Below are 14,959 nucleotides of genomic sequence, written 5' to 3' on the forward strand. Positions count from 1 at the left end.
ACGATACCAGACCAAATTGCGGGTAGATTTGCCTAATATTATGGCAGAATATAAACTAAAGGGAGATGTTTCGGGTTGATCTCGATCAAGTCCCGGTGCGGCGTGGCAAAGCGGGCCGAAGATGCGACAGCGCCAGCGAGACGAGCACGCAAAAGGTGAAAAGATAAAGCCCCCAGCCGGTTTCAACCCGCCCGAGCCCGATGCCCTTGGCCAGCACGATATAAAGCGCCACGAGGAAGATATCGGCCATCGCGAGCCGGCCAAGGCCGTGCAGGGCCGGCATCACCTTTGGGCTCAGGCGGCCAAACTGCACGAGGGCGAGGCCGATCACCTTGGCCATCGGCGCCACCAGCGCAAAAAGCACGACGAGGAGCGCGAGAAAAACATCCTCGCGCCAGAGCACGGCGAGCCCCGAGAGGACCGAGATCTCGTCAAGCTCGAAAAACGGCAAGAGCCCCGCGCGCAAGAGCGGCGCCGACCACGCAACGGGGTAGAGCACAAGCAGCGCGAGATTGAGGAATTTTGCCATCACTTGAGGGGCTTGGGGAGTGCTACGACATTGTCGGGCGCCGCCTCGCCCGCCGGTGCCGGTTCCTCGATCTCATAGCCAAGGCCGGGCAGCACCGCCTTCAGGTCGCGTTCAAGGAGCTTGAATTCTTCCGAAAGCCGCCGCTCCTCCGCCTCCACATCGGTGAGCCAGCCCCGCAGCACATGTAGCGCGCGACCAGCTTTCGGACAGATTCGCGACGGCTTTCGGACGAAAATTTTTCCCAGCAGTTGATCCTGACGCGGAGCGGGGGCGGTGCCGTCAAGGCTTAATGCTGAGGGTCTTCGCCAGTGCGCACGGGCTCTTGGTCGGGAGATCAGCGCCCGTGCCCCTCACCGCGTCGCCGGTGCGCGCAGGGAGGCCGCGATGGCCGCGGCCAGTCGCGCCGTGCCCTGCGCCGTGGGGTGAATGTGGTCGCGATAGAGAGCCGGACCCCAATCGGGGATCTGCGCGACGTGGTGCAGCGTGATCCTTTCGCCAAGGGCTTGCGCAAAAGGCGCAAAACCCGTCTCGAGCGCCGAGGCCCCCGGATCTGCCTCTGAAAGCTCGTCGCGCGTCGGATAGAGCCAGACATGGACATCGCAATCGCAGGCCCGGACCACTTCGGTCAGCGCCGCGACCGGATCACGCGGCGGCACCTGCAGCTCGGGGGGTGTCGGATCGGGGTCGGGCTGGATCAGGGTTCTCTCGATCAGATAGGCCAGCGCCGAGACCGGATGCGCCCGCGGATGCGTGAGCGGGTTTGCCCAGGACGAGGGATCCCCGAAATCGGCACTGTTGAACACAAACACCAGGGTCTCGGCCGCCTCAAGGACATCGCGGTTGGCCTCGAGCCAGTTGGCCTCGTTCACCACGGCCCAGCTGCCGGCGCTGATCGGCCAGACCGTCTTGCCAGTGCCCTCAAGCGCGGCCTGCACCCTCGGACCGAGCCGGTCCCCGGACGCACAGGAATTGCCACACCAGACGATGCTGTCGCCCACCAAAAGCACATCGTCTGGACCGTCGTGCCAGGGCTGCGCCGTGCCCATGCTGCGGTCGTTGATGGCCCAGTCGTTGCGGTTGAGAAACGAGCCCGACTGGGAGGGCGCAGGCACATAGCCGACGACGTTGTTGGCGTCGAAGATCGGAAAATCAACGGTGCCGCCCAACCGCAAGGACAGCTCCGAGACACCAAGGAAAAGTGCAGGAACGAGGAACAGAACTCGCTTGTGTTTCATAATTCAAACCGCCCGAAAATTCATTGCATCTCATGCAGTGGGCGGCGCAACTGCACGACTCACTGCAGATACGGCGAGTATATCACGAGCTGATCGCCTTGCCCCTGCCCTGATCAGGAGTTCGGCCGCGGGCGCGTTCCGGCCCTTGCCGGCCCCTGAGTAGGTCGTGAGAACGGGCTCGATCACCGCCCAGGCGAAGATCTCGCGGATCTCGGGCACATCGTTGATCGACAGCAGGAACCGCCCCTCAATGCCGCGCAGGGGGGGCGGCCATAAGCTTTGGCTGGTCGGCGGGGGGCTTAGCGGTTCGCCCCGTGTTGGCGGGGGCTGCAGCCCCCTCCGGCCTCCCTTGAGGCGGGCAAGGTCACGGGAAGGTGGCGGGATCGGTCCAGGTGTCCCCGAAGAGGCGCCCGCCTTCGGCAAACGCTTCCCCCCACGCCTCATAGTGGCGCGCGTGGAACTGTGCCTCAGTCACGCCCGAGACGGTCAGATCTTCGACGTGCATCAGGTAGAGCAGATCCCCCGGAGCGGTATTGAGGAACGAGTTGTTCGGCCCAGAGTTACCCCACAGGACGTAGCTCGACGTGTTGACGGCGAAGCCGTTGGCATTGCCGCAGAGCGTGACAAGCTGATTGCCAACCACGTTCCGTCCCGCGCCAGCCGAGTTGAACACGGTCCCGACGCGCGCGTAGGGCGCCACGCCGTTGAAAATCTGCAGGTAGTCCGGGGCGGCGCCCAGTGACGCATAGACGAGCCCGGCGTTTTTCGCGATGCGGGTGCGGCGCTTCCAGATCGCCGTCCCGAAGGTATGCCCCTTGTTGGCCACGATGTAGGCGCGCACCGCCTCCGGCAGGTGCATGAAGATCCCGCGGTTCGCGGTGTCGTTGTTGAGCTGCGAGTAGAGGATATGCAGCCCGCCTTTGCCGCTCAATTCAACGAGCGCGTCCCTGGCTAGCGCCCGGACTTCAAACGACCCGGCCATGCTGGCCTCGGTGCCGGAGCCCACCATGCCGATGGCCGTGTCATGGGCGAAATTGTAGACACTCGATCCATTTACCGGAGCCGCGGCCAGCGCCCCGGTGGCCGATGCAAAGTCGACCAGAAACAGGCTGCCATTGGTTTGCAGCGCATGGTTGCGCACGACAGGCAACGCGAGGCTGTCCCCGAAATCCACGTCGCCAAGCACAATCTTCTGACCCGTCATCACCAGGCCCTCCTTTCGATCTCGTTGATGATCCACGCGGCAATCTCGGCATTGAGCGCCGTGCCCCAATGAATGATGTCCTTGCGCTGCGACCGCGGCACGGTCCCGGCTGCCACATCGGCTTGGTCGTCGGCAGAGCCGGTGGCGAACTGCCAGGACCATGGCCGCACGCGCAGCACCCTGTCGCCGTACCGCGCGGCAGCCCAATCCTCGACTGCCATCACGGCGGTCTGTTCGGGCGAACCGATGCCCTCCTCGGTGGGCACACCGGGTTCAATCGAACCGCCTGTCGTCGGGGTGATGATCAGGAACCGCTTTTCGGCGGTCGGGATCGCATCGACAAGGGCCGCGATGTCCTCCTGAATCTTCGCGGCGTTCGTGCGGTTGTTGGTGCCGACGCAGATGATGCGCGTCCAGTTCTCCCGCCCCGACAGGTCCACCACGAAAGGCGCCTTGCCGATCCATGTGGGATCGCCCGCCTCGGCGCGCGTGAAGGTCTTCTGCGTAGGCGAGACGCGAGTGAGAGTACCATAGACCCCGCCCAGCCAGCCCATCAGGCTCGCTCCGTCAGTCGACGGAATCGAGACTGTGGTGGACGTGACGGTCACCGCGCCGCTGGCCGGGATCGTGTCTCCTGTAACGGTGACAAGCGTGTAATAGGCGTTGCTCCGGGCTGCGATTTGGAACGAGGCCTCGCCCCCCACCCCCCAATTTCCGATCACCCGGTCCGGGTAGGTCTCGGCCAGAACCTGACGCCACGGGATCACCCCGCCGCCGGGGCCGTAGGTCAGGCTGTCCCCGATGCACAGGATGTCGGTCGGTGGCTGCACCCAGTCCGCCCCGGGGAGGGTAGTGTCCATATTCCCGACCACCTTGCCGGTGGGGGTGATCCCGAGCGCCAGGCGGCCGAGGCCGTCGAACACGCCCCAGACGTAGCCGGTTGCCGGATCGAGCGGCTGGGCCATGACGGAAGACAGGTCTGCATCGAGCGCGGCGCGGTCGATGCGATACGAGGGCAGAAACAACCGCCCGTCGAGGCCGACGAGGATCACCGCGCGATGCGCGCTGTCGGCCAGTGCCCATGCATAGCCGCTCTCGGGCGGCAAGGCGCGCATCTGGAAATTGGACATCTCCGTAAAGTCTCCCTGCGCCATGCGGTCGACGCGCGCATTGGAGGCCTTGCCGGTCAGGCCGGTGTCCGCGATGCGGGTCCACGCGCCGGGCGCGAGCGCGTATCCCTTGTAGCGCCCTGCATCCGGCACCGTCAGGCCGCTCAGCGGGTCTGTATGTGTGCCGGTGGCATCGTCCGGGATCTCTGCGCCTTGCCCGATCATCGTCGGGGTGATGTCCGCAAGGTCTGCCGCCCAGGCACCGGCGATGACGTTGTTGGTCGTCTGCTGCTGCTCGACCGAGGTGAGGCGCGCGTCATGATCCTCGCTCGTCGCCTCGAGGCCGTTGATGGCCACGCCCAGAATCCCGGTCGACAGCAGTTGTGCGCCGAGATCGGCGATCACCTGCCGGGCCGTACTCCCCGCGCGGTTGACAATGACCTCATCGGCAACGCTCTCTCGTTGCAGCGTTGACGTGGTCGTTCCGTCAGTCGGCATCAAATCATCTCCACGATGTAGGGGCCAGATAGCGGACCGGCCGCGCCGTCAGCATTCTGCGGCTCGATCCAGACGTAATGCGTGCCCTGCGCGAGGCAGGCGGTGGTTTCGAGATAGGCAACGAGGTCATCGACGGTTCCGTCAAAGGCCGGATCGGCGATGATCTCGAAGGTGTCGTTGCCGGTCAGCCCCGCAGCCAGAAAGCTGCACGCGATGATCGCGATCACGATCGCCGCAGCTCCGAGCAGATCCAGAAGCATCTCCAGTTCTTCATCGGTGTCATCATCAGCGGCCATGAACCACCTCCTGCACCGGCATCGCCACACTCACGGGGCGCGCCATCATCGTGGCCACTGCCGCACGCAACACCGCATCCTCGCTAACCTCGGCGCGGCCTGCCTGTTCGTGCGCTTCGGCAATCATGAAGCCCTGCATCGCGCGCAGGCTCTGGGTCAGCCGCGACCGCGTCCAGTCGTCAGGGCGCACGCCCGCCGACAAGATCGCGATCACTTCGCCAAGATCGCCCGCCGCGCGGCGGAAACCGGCTGCAGAGCCGTCAAGAACAGCGTCAGGTTTTGACGAGATCGGGCTCATGCGGCGGCTCCTTTGTCCGAAAGCTGCTGCTCTTTTTTCCTTGCGATGGCCGCCTCGTTCTCGGCAGAAAGGAGCGAGGACTTCCGCCGAGGGTAACGAGTCGGAAACAGCTCCGCCGGGGGCACGCCGAGGAACTCGGCGATGGCGCGTTCGGCGGGGCGGGTGGGGCGGCTCCAAACGGACCGCATCTGGCTCGGGCTCATGTCGTTGAGAATGGCAAGACCCGTCAGGGTCATGCCCGCCTCTTCGAGAGCGCACTTGATCTGGGCTTTCGTCCAGACTTTGCTCATCTGGGGACCTCCTGAGGAAAGGCGATGTTGGCGCATCGGCTTTTTTCGGTTTCGTGTGTTGCAATCGTCGGAGGCTCGCGCCGCCGACACAGGTAAGGGATAAGTCAGCTTTGCACTTTAGTAAAGTGCAAATGTTGTCTTAATGTGAGGCATTGGCTAGACCCGAGGTTGAACCATCTACCCCGCTGGCTAAGAGGCTTAGAGAAGTCAGGAAGGCGCTCGGCAATCCCGAGCGCGCAGAGTTTGCTGTCGGATTGGATATCTCTAAGAGCACAATCGCATTTTACGAGCGTGGCGAGAGAACACCCGATGCAAATGTCTTGAAGCAGTACAGAGATCGGCACGGTGTCGATTTGAACTGGCTCATCACCGGTGACGGGGACATGTTTCAGTCTTCATCGCCAGATTCCGGCGGACTGCCCGCGCCGATCATGGATTTCAACCAACCGGATTTTGTCAGATTGCCAATTTACGACGATGTGCATGCCTCAGCCGGGCCGGGATCAGTCCCGGTCTCGGAACAGGCCGACGGCGTGGTCGCCTTCACCCGCCGCTTCCTTGCCAACCAGGGCGCGAGGCCGGATCACTGCTCGGTCATCTGGGCGCGCGGAACCTCGATGAAGCCGACCATCCCGGATGGTGCGCTCCTCGTCGTCGATCACAGCCAGCGCGAGGTCGAACACGGCTGCATCTACGTCTTCAACGTCTCTGATCGGCTCCTGGTCAAACGCGCTCGCTGGCGCCTCGACGGCCGCCTCGAGCTCGTCTCGGACAACACCGAAGAGGGCTATCCAGTCGAGACCTTCCGCGCAGAATCCGTAGACCAGCTGCGCGTCGTCGGCCGGGTTGTGTACTTTGGGAGGACACCGTGAGCGATCATCCGGTCTTCCTCGCAGACATTCTCGGCTATCAAGTCGATGTCTTCCCTTTTGCCGCAGATGCAATCCGCAGGTGCCCGTACCGTCACGACTTCAGTGCCTTGGAATTGTGCCGCCTCGTTGAGATGGCGGCCCACTCAAAATATATCGACGTGGCGACTCTGGATCGGGTGGAAGGGCGCAACTTATGGTGGCTTACGTCAGATGCCATAAAAGAGATCCGGAAGGTCACCTTTTGGATGGATCGGATTGCGCAGGTTCGTGATGTAATGTCGGAGCCCGTAAATCGAGGGCGGTTGGCGCAGCTGCACGACATCGGGCCTGACCCTTTATGTGATGCTGCTAGACGGCTGAGTGGGCGATGGCTAAGGTCCGATGAATTACTCCCGCTTCCTTTAGATGCATGTGAAAATGATCGTTGCAGCTGCCATTATCGCACTTCTTCCAGACGCGAGGCCGCCCGCAACCATCCAGACTGGCCGCTTCCGAATGATGATTTTGCCACTAATATAGGAGATGACCGCGAAACCTTTAGTCATTAGTTTTGCCCTTGCAACATGCTCAGCATCTGCTTTGTCCGGCTGCGCCGGAGGCGCCCAAGAGGCGGCGGCGATGCCGACCCCGGTTCTTTGCAAGACGATATTCGACCTGTCGCCGGTTTACGTTCGGTACAATGAGTACCTGAACGAGCTGAAGAAGCGTGGCGAGGATTGCCACCAGTACGCGGGTAGCACGACCAACATCCGCATTCGATGAAACTAGAAGCGTCAGGGTCGCCGTTCACAGTCGATTCCTGACGCGTCCACTGGCCAAATCGACTGCCGACCTTACTCGCCGTGTCGTTTGGTCTGATGATCCAGTAGTTCTCTTACTGTTCAATACCTTACGTTGTTTCCGTGTGGACATCTTTAAGGTCGGCACCGTTTGCCGACCTTGCCATGCCTAAGACCAGCATGGAAGTTCCTACGATCGTAATCTTTGGCGCTTTTTATCCGTTAAGTTCCAATGTGTTACTATCTGCGCGATGATGCTTCCTTTTTGCTGCTCTTGTGCTAGGAAATGCTTCCTAGATGTCGATCTTTATGGCCACTTTCGACACCAACTTGCAATCGTCTGCACCTCCTCTAGGCACCCAAAAACGCCATATGCGTCAACGTTTTCAGTGTGTTCCCTGTCGCGCCGCGGGGCCTTCGCTCTCGTCCGAAAGGTAGTCCCCCCCTACAGCACATCGCAGGTGGCCCGCGCGACCTTCAGCCGCTCGGTCGCGGTATCCACCTCATGCTGGCGCGCCTCCAGAAAGGCGCGGGCGCGGGCCACCTTTTCATCGGAATAGATCCGCGCGAGATCCCGGCTTTGCAGGCTCATCTGCGCGGCGAGTTCCAGCAGTTCCGGCTCCAGAGCGCCAAGGTCGGGGTGGCGGCGCATCCAGTCCATTCGCTCGCGCATCGCGTCAAACTCGCCCGAGAGCGCGAAGCTGCCCTTGCGGTCCGCCGCATGCACGCTGCGATAGGCGGCGGCGACATCCGCCGTCGAGATACGGAAGTTGCGGTGGCTGCGTTCCAGCGCCAGCACCCGGCGGCGCGCGGGCAGATAGACCAGAAGCGCGAGCGCAAAGAGCGCAAGCGCCCCCTCAAGCCAGGCGCCGGCCTGCGGCAGTGCCCTCTCGCCCAGGCGCAAATCGAGCATGAGCCAGGGCAAAAGCCCGAGCGCAGAGGCGGCGAAAAGCCCGAGCGCCCCCGCGCAGAAGAAAAGCAGCGCCCCCTGCACCAGCGCCTGTGCCAACCCGGCCAGCCGCGCCGCGGCCTGATGGTTCACGTTCGAAACAGACATGGCATCCCCCAATGCACCCACCGAACCAGGGGCGCGCCCCCCTCGCGCCGCAGCGGGAAGGATCGGCCAGAATCGGCCAGAAAATCAACAATTTTAATCAAATCAAGGCGTTCAGCGCAAAAGCTCAAAAGCCTCAGCGCAGCGCCGCAATCGGGCCCTCGGCCAGGCCATTGATGAACTGGTGCACGTAAGGGTCTGATGTGCTGTCCATTTCTGCAATCGGCCCGTGCCAGCGGATCTTGCCCGCATGGAGCATCGCCACCTTGTCGGCGATGGCGCGCACGGAGGACATGTCATGCGTGATGGTGATCGCTGTCGCCCCCATCTCGCGCACGACCGAGTTGATCAGCTCGTTGATCACGCCCGCCATGATCGGGTCAAGGCCGGTGGTCGGTTCATCAAAAAAGATCACCGAGGGCTCGGTGGCAATGGCGCGGGCAAGGCCCACGCGCTTTTGCATGCCGCCCGAAAGCTCGGCCGGGAACAGGTCTGCCACCTCGGGGCCAAGCCCGACACGGGCAAGCTTGTCCACTGCCACCGCACGGGCCTCGGCCTTGGGGCGGCGCTCGGGGCCACGCAGGAGCCGGAACGCCACGTTTTGCCAGACCGTGAGGCTGTCAAAGAGCGCGGCGCCCTGAAACAGCATGCCAAAGCGGCTGAGGAACTCTTCACGCCGCGCCGCGACCGGCGTGCCGTTCACAGAGATTGTGCCCGCGTCCGGGGGCACCAGCCCGAGGATGCATTTGAGCAGCACCGATTTGCCCGTGCCGGAGCCGCCGATCACCACAAGGCTCTCGCCGCGCTCGATCCGCAGGCTCACGCCGCGCAGCACCTGCTTGGTGCCAAAAGATTTTGTCAGTCCGTCGATCTCGATCATGCGGAGAAGAACACCTCCGTCAGCAGGTAGTTGGCGGCAAGGATCAGGATCGAGGCGGCAACCACGGCGGATTTGGTGGCCGCCCCCACGCCCTGCGCGCCGCGGTCTGACTGCATGCCGTGGTAGCAGCCCATCAGCGCGACGATGAAGCCGAAGGCCGCGCCCTTCACAAGGCCCGAGCCCACGTCCCAGACCTCAAGATATTCCCAAGTGTTGCGCAGATAGGTGGCGGAGTTGAAGCCCAGCCGCCCGGTGCCCACGAGCCAGCCGCCCATCACGCCAATGATGTCGCCCACGGCGACAAGGATCGGAACGGACAGCGTTGCCGCCAGCACGCGCGGCACCGCCAGATATTTGAGCGGGTTGGTGGAGAGGGTGACAAGCGCGTCGATCTGTTCGGTCACTTTCATCGTGCCGATTTCGGCGGCGATGGAGCTTGCGACCCGCGCCGCCACCATCAGCCCGCCCAGAACCGGGCCCAGCTCGCGCACCATGCCGATCGCGACAATCGAGGGCACGACCGATTCCGCCGAGAACCGCGCCCCGCCCGCATAGATCTGCAACGCCAGCGCCGCGCCGGTGAAAAGCGCGGTCAGCCCCACCACCGGCAGCGACAGCCAGCCGATCTGCAAAAGTGCGACGAGAAATTCACGCCGGTAAAAGGGCGGGCGGAACAGATGGCTGACCACAGCCCCCGCAAAAAGGCCGACCCGGCCTGCAGCGGCAAGCCCGCCGAGCGTGCCCCGCCCGAGCGCCGCGAGCGCGTGCAAGATCACGAATGGCCCCCGGCATAGCTGCGCTGATAGCGGGCGCCGAGCGCGGTGAGGATCTCGTAGCCAATCGTGCCAACGCTCTCGGCCAGCGCGTCGATGCCCTGCTCCGGGCAGATCAGATCAAGGGACTTCGGCGTCTCGCCGAGATCGGTGATGTCGACGGTGACAAGATCCATCGAGATCCGGCCCACGAGCGGGCAGGGGGTGGCGCCGCAATAAAGCGTGGCATTGTTGGAAAACCGCCGCGTCAGCCCGTCGGCATAGCCCGCCGAAAGCGTGGCGATGCGGCTGTCTTTCGGCGCGGTCCAGCTGTTCGAATAGCCCACCGTCTCGCCCGCCTGCACCTCGCGGATCTGCACCACGGGCAGCGACAGCGTGACCACGCTTTGCGAGCCCTCCCACGGCAGGCCGCCATAAAGGCCGATGCCGGGGCGGGTGACGTCAAAATGATAGTCCGCGCCCAGCAAGATGCCGCCCGTGGCCGAAAGCGAGCGCGGCACGCCAAGCCCCTCGGTCATCGACCGGAAGGCGGCCAGCTGGCTTGCGTTCATCGCATGCTCGGGCTCGTCGGCACAGGCGAGGTGGCTCATGATCAGCTTCGGCCCGGCGCCGAGAATGGTCGGCGCCACCGCCTGCCATTCTGCCGCCTCCATGCCGAGCCGGTTCATCCCGGTGTCGAGCTGCACGCCAAAGGCCGCACCCGGCAGCGCCTCGAAATGGCGCGTCACCTGTTCGAGCGAATTGAGCATCGGCGTCAGCGCCAGATCGCCGATCATTTCGGTATCGCCCGCCATATGGCCGGAGAAGACGAAAATCTCGGGCCCTTCGCCGAGCGCCTGACGCACCGCGGCGCCTTCTTCGGCGGCGGCCACGAAAAACTTGCGGCAGCCTGCGCGGGCAAGGATGCGCGCCACATGCGCGGCGCCGAGCCCGTAGCTGTCGGCTTTCACCACCGCGCCGGTCTCGGTCGCGGAAGCGGTCATCTTGTCGAGTGCGCGCCAATTGGCGAGCACGGCGTCGAGGTCAATGCGGAGCGATGCGGTAGCCATGCCGTTTTCTGTTGTCTGAGGGGCGCGAGGTCAAGCGCAAACAATCGTGAAGGGGCTTACTCGGGGGGGCGGGCGGCGCGCCCGCCGCGGCGCTTTTTCAGCCGCTCGGCGCGGGCCGGAAGCTCGGCCATCAGCGCAAGCCGCTCGGGGCGGCTCAGTCGCGACCATGCGCCGATTTCGGCCAGCGTGCGGTAGCAGCCGACGCAAAGCCCTTCGGTCGGGTGCATGACGCACACCTTGACGCAGGGCGTGTCGGGCTCGTCGCGGCTCCAGATCTCGTCAGACATCGGTGCGCCCCAGATGGCCAAGCCGGTCCAGCGCGCCTTGCAAGATGAAGCCCGCAGCGACATGGTCCACCAGTTCCGCGCGGCGCTTGCGCGAGAGATCCGCCTCCAGCATCGCGCGTTCGGCGGCCACGGTGGAGAGCCGTTCATCCCAAAAGGTGATCGGCAGCGGCGTGAGTTTTTCAAGGTTGCGGGCAAAAGCGCGGGTCGATTGCGCGCGCGGCCCCTCTGAGCCGTCCATGTTGACGGGAAGGCCAAGCACAAGGCCCACGATCTCGCGCTCGGCCACGATCTTCAAAAGCTCCGCCGCATCGAGGGTGAACTTTTCGCGCCGGATCGTGCGCAGCGGCGTGGCGATCGAGCGCAACGTGTCAGAGACCGAGACGCCGAGCGTTTTGGTGCCAAGATCAAGGCCTGCGAGCGCGCCAACCCTTGGCAGAGCGGCGGCAAACTCCGCGATGGCGGGGCAGATCATGGGCGCACCCCGGCGGCTTTTGCGGCGGCCTCAAGCGTGGCAAGGCCGGCATCATCGCCCGCAAGCGCGGCCTGGCCCTTGGCGAGCATCGCGCGCGCCTCGTCTTCCTTGCCGATCTTGGTGAGCACGCCCACCGCGCGCGCCCATTCCTCGGCGCTGCCGCCCGTGTCGTTGAGCCGGCTCACCAGCCGCTCGACCATGCCCGCGATCATCGCCTGCCGATCCTCGGCACTCATCTCGCCCGCGGCCTGCACCTGCTCTTCCGAAGGGCCGGGGGGCGCGGCAGAGGGGGCTGCGGGCGCGCTTTCCACTTCGCCCAGCGGCGTTTCTGCCGCGGCCTCGATCTGCGCAAGATCTTCCGGCTTTTGCGCAAATTTCTGCCGCGCCTCGGTGGCAATCGCATTTGCGCGCTCTTCCTCGCCGATCAGGCGCAGCGAGGAGATCAGCTTCGCCCAATCCGCCACCGTGCCGCCCTCATTGGCGAGCCGCGCATTGAGGTTTTCCACCATCCCGCGGATCATCTGCGCGCGCGCCTCGGGGCTCATGTCTTCGGCGGCGGCCATCTCCGCAGCGGAGGGGCCGCGCGGCACCGGCATTGGCACGGTGTACGCCTGCTCACCCGCAAGCCATGCCAGCGCCTCGATATTTTGCGCGATCACCGGCACCCAGGGGTCTTCGGGGGCAGAGGCGCGCAGCGCCGCATCCCAAAGCCGGAAGGTGCGGTCGGGGCGCTCGTTCTGCCCCATCATCAGCCCGACGTAATAAAGCGCGCGGGCGTTTTGCGGATCTTTGTCGAGCGCGGTGGCAAAGGCGCTTTCGGCATCGGCGGTGACAAGCCCGCCCGCCGCCGCGGTCAGGAACTCGCCAAGCCGCGCATAATCGGCGCTCGTCGCCGCGGCGCCCTTGAGCGCGATGAACCGCCGTTGCGCCTCCCAGGCGGCATGGAAATTGCCCATGTTCGCCTCGTTGTCGGCGAGCAGTTCGAGCCCGCGGCTGTCATTGGGCCGCTCGGCCACGGTTTTCCGCAGCCGCTCCATCAATTGCGTATATTGCGGGTCGACCTGCGGCGCGGGCCCGCGCGCGGTCTCGGCCTGCGCCTCGGCCGTCTCCTGGCTTGGGCGGTTCGCATAGCTCTCGTTGGCTGCCGCGATCCGCGATGCCATCGGCTCGTCGGGCATGCCTGCGGCGCCAAGCTGGTCATAAAGCAGGAAGCTGCCGCCCGCGAGCAGCGCCACAAGCCCGCCCGAAACCGCGACCGTCAGCGCCCGCGGCGCCCCCGCCTGCGCCTGCGTGCCCGCCGTCTGCACGGCGCGGTCAGCCTCCAGAAGCCGCCGCGAGATCTCGATTTTCAGCCGATCCGCCTCGGTTTTCGAGAGCACGCCCCGGGCGCAATCCTTTTCCACCTCGGCCAGTTGCGTGCGGTAAACCGCCATGTCCTGCACCGCTGCGGGCACCTCTGCCCCCCGCGGGCGCAACAGCGTGATGGCCACGGCAAAGGCGATCGCGGCCACAAGCACGGCGCAGATGATCGAAAACAGCATCGGGTCTCCTCTTCTCCGCCCCTCCCTTAGCCGGTTCGACCCGTTCCAGAAAGAGACAATCCCGCGATCCGGCCCGCTCACGCGCAGTTGTTCGAAAGGCTTCCCCCCTATGTCGCTTTTATCCCTCGGATGCCGCTTGAGGGGGGCTTTCGGGAAAGGGGCAGGTTCATCTAAAGTCAGAGAGCGGCAGACTCACGCCGCCCAGCCGAACCCGAAGCCGAGAGGGGCCGATGAGACGTTATTCGATCTTCGCCGTGGCGCGCGAGGCGCTGCGTTACCACACCGGATGGGAAAAGGCCTGGGCCTCGCCCGAACCGAAGAAGCGCTACGATGTGATCGTGGTGGGGGCGGGCGGCCACGGGCTCGCCACGGCCTATTATCTCGGCAAGGTGCATGGCATCACCAATGTCGCCGTGATCGAAAAGGGCTGGCTTGGCGGTGGCAACACCGGCCGCAACACCACCATCATCCGCTCGAACTACCTGCAGGACCCCTCTGCGGCGATCTTCGAGAAGGCGCGCTCGCTCTATGAAGACCTGAGCACGGATCTCAACTACAACGTCATGTTCAGCCCGCGCGGCCTGTTGATGCTGGCGCAATCCGAACATGAGATGCGCGGCTACAAGCGCACCGTTTATGCCAACAACCTGCAAGGCGTGGAAACCCGCTGGATCGACCGCCATGAGGTGAAGAACCTCGTGCCGATTCTCAACATCGACGGGCCGCGCTACCCGGTCCTTGGCGCGCTCTATCAGGAGCGCGGCGGCACCGCGCGCCACGATGCTGTGGCCTGGGGCTATGCCCGGCGCTGCTCGGCGATGGGGATGGACATCATCCAGAACTGCGAAGTGAAGGGCGTGCGCACCGAGGGCGGCAAGGTCGTCGGCGTCGACACGACCAAGGGCGCGATCGATTGCGGCAAGCTCGCGATCGTCGTCGCCGGTCACTCGAGCGTTCTGGCCGACATGGCGGGCTTCCGGCTGCCGATTGAATCGCGCGCGCTGCAGGCCTGGGTCTCCGAGCCGATCAAGCCCACCATTGACGTGGTGGTGATGGCCAACCTCGTGCACGGCTACATGTCGCAATCCGACAAGGGCGAGCTTGTGATCGGGGGCGGCACCGACGGGTTCAACAACTATTCGCAACGCGGCTCCTGGCAGCATGTCGAGGAGACCACCCGCGCGCTGATCGAAACCTTCCCGGTGATCTCGCGGCTGAAAATGCTGCGCCAATGGGGCGGCATCGTCGACATGACGGGCGACCGCTCGCCGATCCTGTCGAAAACCCCGGTCGAAGGCATCTATGTCAACTGCGGCTGGGGCACGGGCGGCTTCAAGGCGATCCCGGGCTCGGGCTATGCGATGGCAGAACTCGTGGCAAAGGAATATTCGCCGCTCGCCGCCGAATTTGGCCTGCACCGCTTCAAGGAAGGCCAGTTCATCGACGAGAGCGTGGCCGCCGGGGTTGCGCATTGATGCACGCGCCTCTTTCATCTTGCTCCAAATATCCCGCGGGGGTCCGGGGGCGCGCAGCCCCCGGCGACCGCTTCGGGAACCATGATGCGGGTCAGATCGTTTCCCTCCGGAACATCAACCGGAATGGAGATGACCCGTGGCTGACACATCGACCGGCACAACGACCAGCAATTTCAAGAGCTTCCTCATCGGCGCCCTCATCGTCGTGGTGGCGGGCCTCGGCTGGTACATCTATGACCGCAACCTCGCGAAAGACGAGGCTGAAGTCACCATCACCCTGCCTGATCTCGACATCGGCAAATCATCGAACTGACCGGG

19 protein-coding genes are annotated in these 14,959 nt (G+C 64.4%); 4 read left to right on the forward strand and 15 right to left on the reverse strand.

Annotated elements, in window-relative coordinates:
* Positions 1–85: 85 nt before the first annotated feature.
* From ACFSM0_RS13510 to ACFSM0_RS13545, 8 genes are all read right to left on the reverse strand, one after another.
* Entirely contained in the window at positions 86–529 is a 444-nt protein-coding gene (locus ACFSM0_RS13510) for a paraquat-inducible protein A (RefSeq protein WP_377391303.1), read from the reverse strand.
* On the reverse strand, positions 529–711 hold the full coding sequence (locus tag ACFSM0_RS13515) for a hypothetical protein (RefSeq protein ID WP_377391306.1): 183 nt from the start codon (positions 709–711) through the stop codon (positions 529–531). Before ACFSM0_RS13515 ends, ACFSM0_RS13510 begins: the two co-directional genes overlap by 1 nt.
* Positions 712–879: 168 nt before the next feature.
* Positions 880–1,764 (reverse strand): hypothetical protein, encoded by an 885-nt coding sequence (locus ACFSM0_RS13520; protein WP_377391309.1) that lies wholly within the window; start codon positions 1,762–1,764, stop codon positions 880–882.
* A 364-nt stretch (positions 1,765–2,128) separates the two neighbouring features.
* Positions 2,129–2,968, reverse strand: coding sequence for a hypothetical protein (locus tag ACFSM0_RS13525; protein ID WP_377391311.1), 840 nt, complete (start codon positions 2,966–2,968; stop codon positions 2,129–2,131).
* Positions 2,968–4,575 carry an SGNH/GDSL hydrolase family protein gene (locus ACFSM0_RS13530; protein WP_377391314.1) on the reverse strand — a complete coding sequence of 536 codons (1,608 nt, stop codon included), beginning with the start codon at positions 4,573–4,575 and terminating at the stop codon, positions 2,968–2,970. The genes ACFSM0_RS13525 and ACFSM0_RS13530 overlap by 1 nt, the downstream gene beginning before the upstream one ends.
* A complete protein-coding gene (locus tag ACFSM0_RS13535; RefSeq protein ID WP_377391316.1) occupies positions 4,575–4,871 on the reverse strand; it encodes a hypothetical protein in 297 nt (98 codons plus the stop codon). Before ACFSM0_RS13535 ends, ACFSM0_RS13530 begins: the two co-directional genes overlap by 1 nt.
* Positions 4,861–5,169 carry a hypothetical protein gene (locus ACFSM0_RS13540; RefSeq protein WP_377391319.1) on the reverse strand — a complete coding sequence of 103 codons (309 nt, stop codon included), beginning with the start codon at positions 5,167–5,169 and terminating at the stop codon, positions 4,861–4,863. The genes ACFSM0_RS13535 and ACFSM0_RS13540 overlap by 11 nt, the downstream gene beginning before the upstream one ends.
* Positions 5,166–5,459, reverse strand: a complete 294-nt coding sequence (locus tag ACFSM0_RS13545) for a helix-turn-helix domain-containing protein (protein WP_377391322.1) — start codon at positions 5,457–5,459, stop codon at positions 5,166–5,168. The genes ACFSM0_RS13540 and ACFSM0_RS13545 overlap by 4 nt, the downstream gene beginning before the upstream one ends.
* A 152-nt stretch (positions 5,460–5,611) precedes the next feature.
* On the opposite strand from ACFSM0_RS13545, the gene ACFSM0_RS13550 reads away from it, so the two are divergent.
* Both ACFSM0_RS13550 and ACFSM0_RS13555 read left to right on the forward strand, forming a co-directional pair.
* Complete coding sequence (locus ACFSM0_RS13550; RefSeq protein ID WP_377391325.1) at positions 5,612–6,331, forward strand: XRE family transcriptional regulator; 720 nt, start codon at positions 5,612–5,614, stop codon at positions 6,329–6,331.
* Positions 6,328–6,879, forward strand: a complete 552-nt coding sequence (locus tag ACFSM0_RS13555; protein WP_377391328.1) for a hypothetical protein — start codon at positions 6,328–6,330, stop codon at positions 6,877–6,879. The genes ACFSM0_RS13550 and ACFSM0_RS13555 overlap by 4 nt, the downstream gene beginning before the upstream one ends.
* A gap of 676 nt (positions 6,880–7,555) precedes the next feature.
* Here the strand turns inward: ACFSM0_RS13555 and ACFSM0_RS13560 are convergent.
* The 7 genes from ACFSM0_RS13560 to ccmI all read right to left on the reverse strand — a co-directional run bounded on the left by ACFSM0_RS13560 (position 7,556) and on the right by ccmI (position 13,166).
* Positions 7,556–8,167 carry a DNA repair protein gene (locus ACFSM0_RS13560; protein ID WP_377391331.1) on the reverse strand — a complete coding sequence of 204 codons (612 nt, stop codon included), beginning with the start codon at positions 8,165–8,167 and terminating at the stop codon, positions 7,556–7,558.
* Positions 8,168–8,300: 133 nt separating this feature from the next.
* Positions 8,301–9,044: an ABC transporter ATP-binding protein gene (locus ACFSM0_RS13565; RefSeq protein WP_377391334.1), complete on the reverse strand. Its 744-nt coding sequence runs from the start codon at positions 9,042–9,044 to the stop codon at positions 8,301–8,303.
* A complete protein-coding gene (locus tag ACFSM0_RS13570) occupies positions 9,041–9,817 on the reverse strand; it encodes an MlaE family ABC transporter permease (protein WP_377392467.1) in 777 nt (258 codons plus the stop codon). The genes ACFSM0_RS13565 and ACFSM0_RS13570 overlap by 4 nt, the downstream gene beginning before the upstream one ends.
* Positions 9,817–10,866 (reverse strand): alanine racemase, encoded by a 1,050-nt coding sequence (gene alr, locus ACFSM0_RS13575; protein WP_377391336.1) that lies wholly within the window; start codon positions 10,864–10,866, stop codon positions 9,817–9,819. Before alr ends, ACFSM0_RS13570 begins: the two co-directional genes overlap by 1 nt.
* A 56-nt stretch (positions 10,867–10,922) precedes the next feature.
* Positions 10,923–11,153, reverse strand: a complete 231-nt coding sequence (locus tag ACFSM0_RS13580) for a DUF1289 domain-containing protein (RefSeq protein ID WP_377391339.1) — start codon at positions 11,151–11,153, stop codon at positions 10,923–10,925.
* Positions 11,146–11,625 carry a Holliday junction resolvase RuvX gene (gene ruvX / locus ACFSM0_RS13585; RefSeq protein ID WP_377391341.1) on the reverse strand — a complete coding sequence of 160 codons (480 nt, stop codon included), beginning with the start codon at positions 11,623–11,625 and terminating at the stop codon, positions 11,146–11,148. The genes ACFSM0_RS13580 and ruvX overlap by 8 nt, the downstream gene beginning before the upstream one ends.
* Complete coding sequence (gene ccmI / locus ACFSM0_RS13590) at positions 11,622–13,166, reverse strand: c-type cytochrome biogenesis protein CcmI (protein ID WP_377391343.1); 1,545 nt, start codon at positions 13,164–13,166, stop codon at positions 11,622–11,624. The genes ruvX and ccmI overlap by 4 nt, the downstream gene beginning before the upstream one ends.
* A gap of 230 nt (positions 13,167–13,396) precedes the next feature.
* On the opposite strand from ccmI, the gene ACFSM0_RS13595 reads away from it, so the two are divergent.
* Together ACFSM0_RS13595 and ACFSM0_RS13600 are read left to right on the forward strand one after the other, a co-directional pair.
* A complete protein-coding gene (locus ACFSM0_RS13595; RefSeq protein ID WP_377391346.1) occupies positions 13,397–14,641 on the forward strand; it encodes a sarcosine oxidase subunit beta family protein in 1,245 nt (414 codons plus the stop codon).
* Between the two features lie 136 nt (positions 14,642–14,777).
* Positions 14,778–14,954, forward strand: a complete 177-nt coding sequence (locus ACFSM0_RS13600; protein ID WP_176518547.1) for a hypothetical protein — start codon at positions 14,778–14,780, stop codon at positions 14,952–14,954.
* Positions 14,955–14,959 lie beyond the last annotated feature (5 nt).

Origin of the sequence: Rhodobacter lacus (assembly GCF_042683065.1) — a bacterium.
Classification (GTDB): domain Bacteria; phylum Pseudomonadota; class Alphaproteobacteria; order Rhodobacterales; family Rhodobacteraceae; genus Rhodobacter; species Rhodobacter lacus.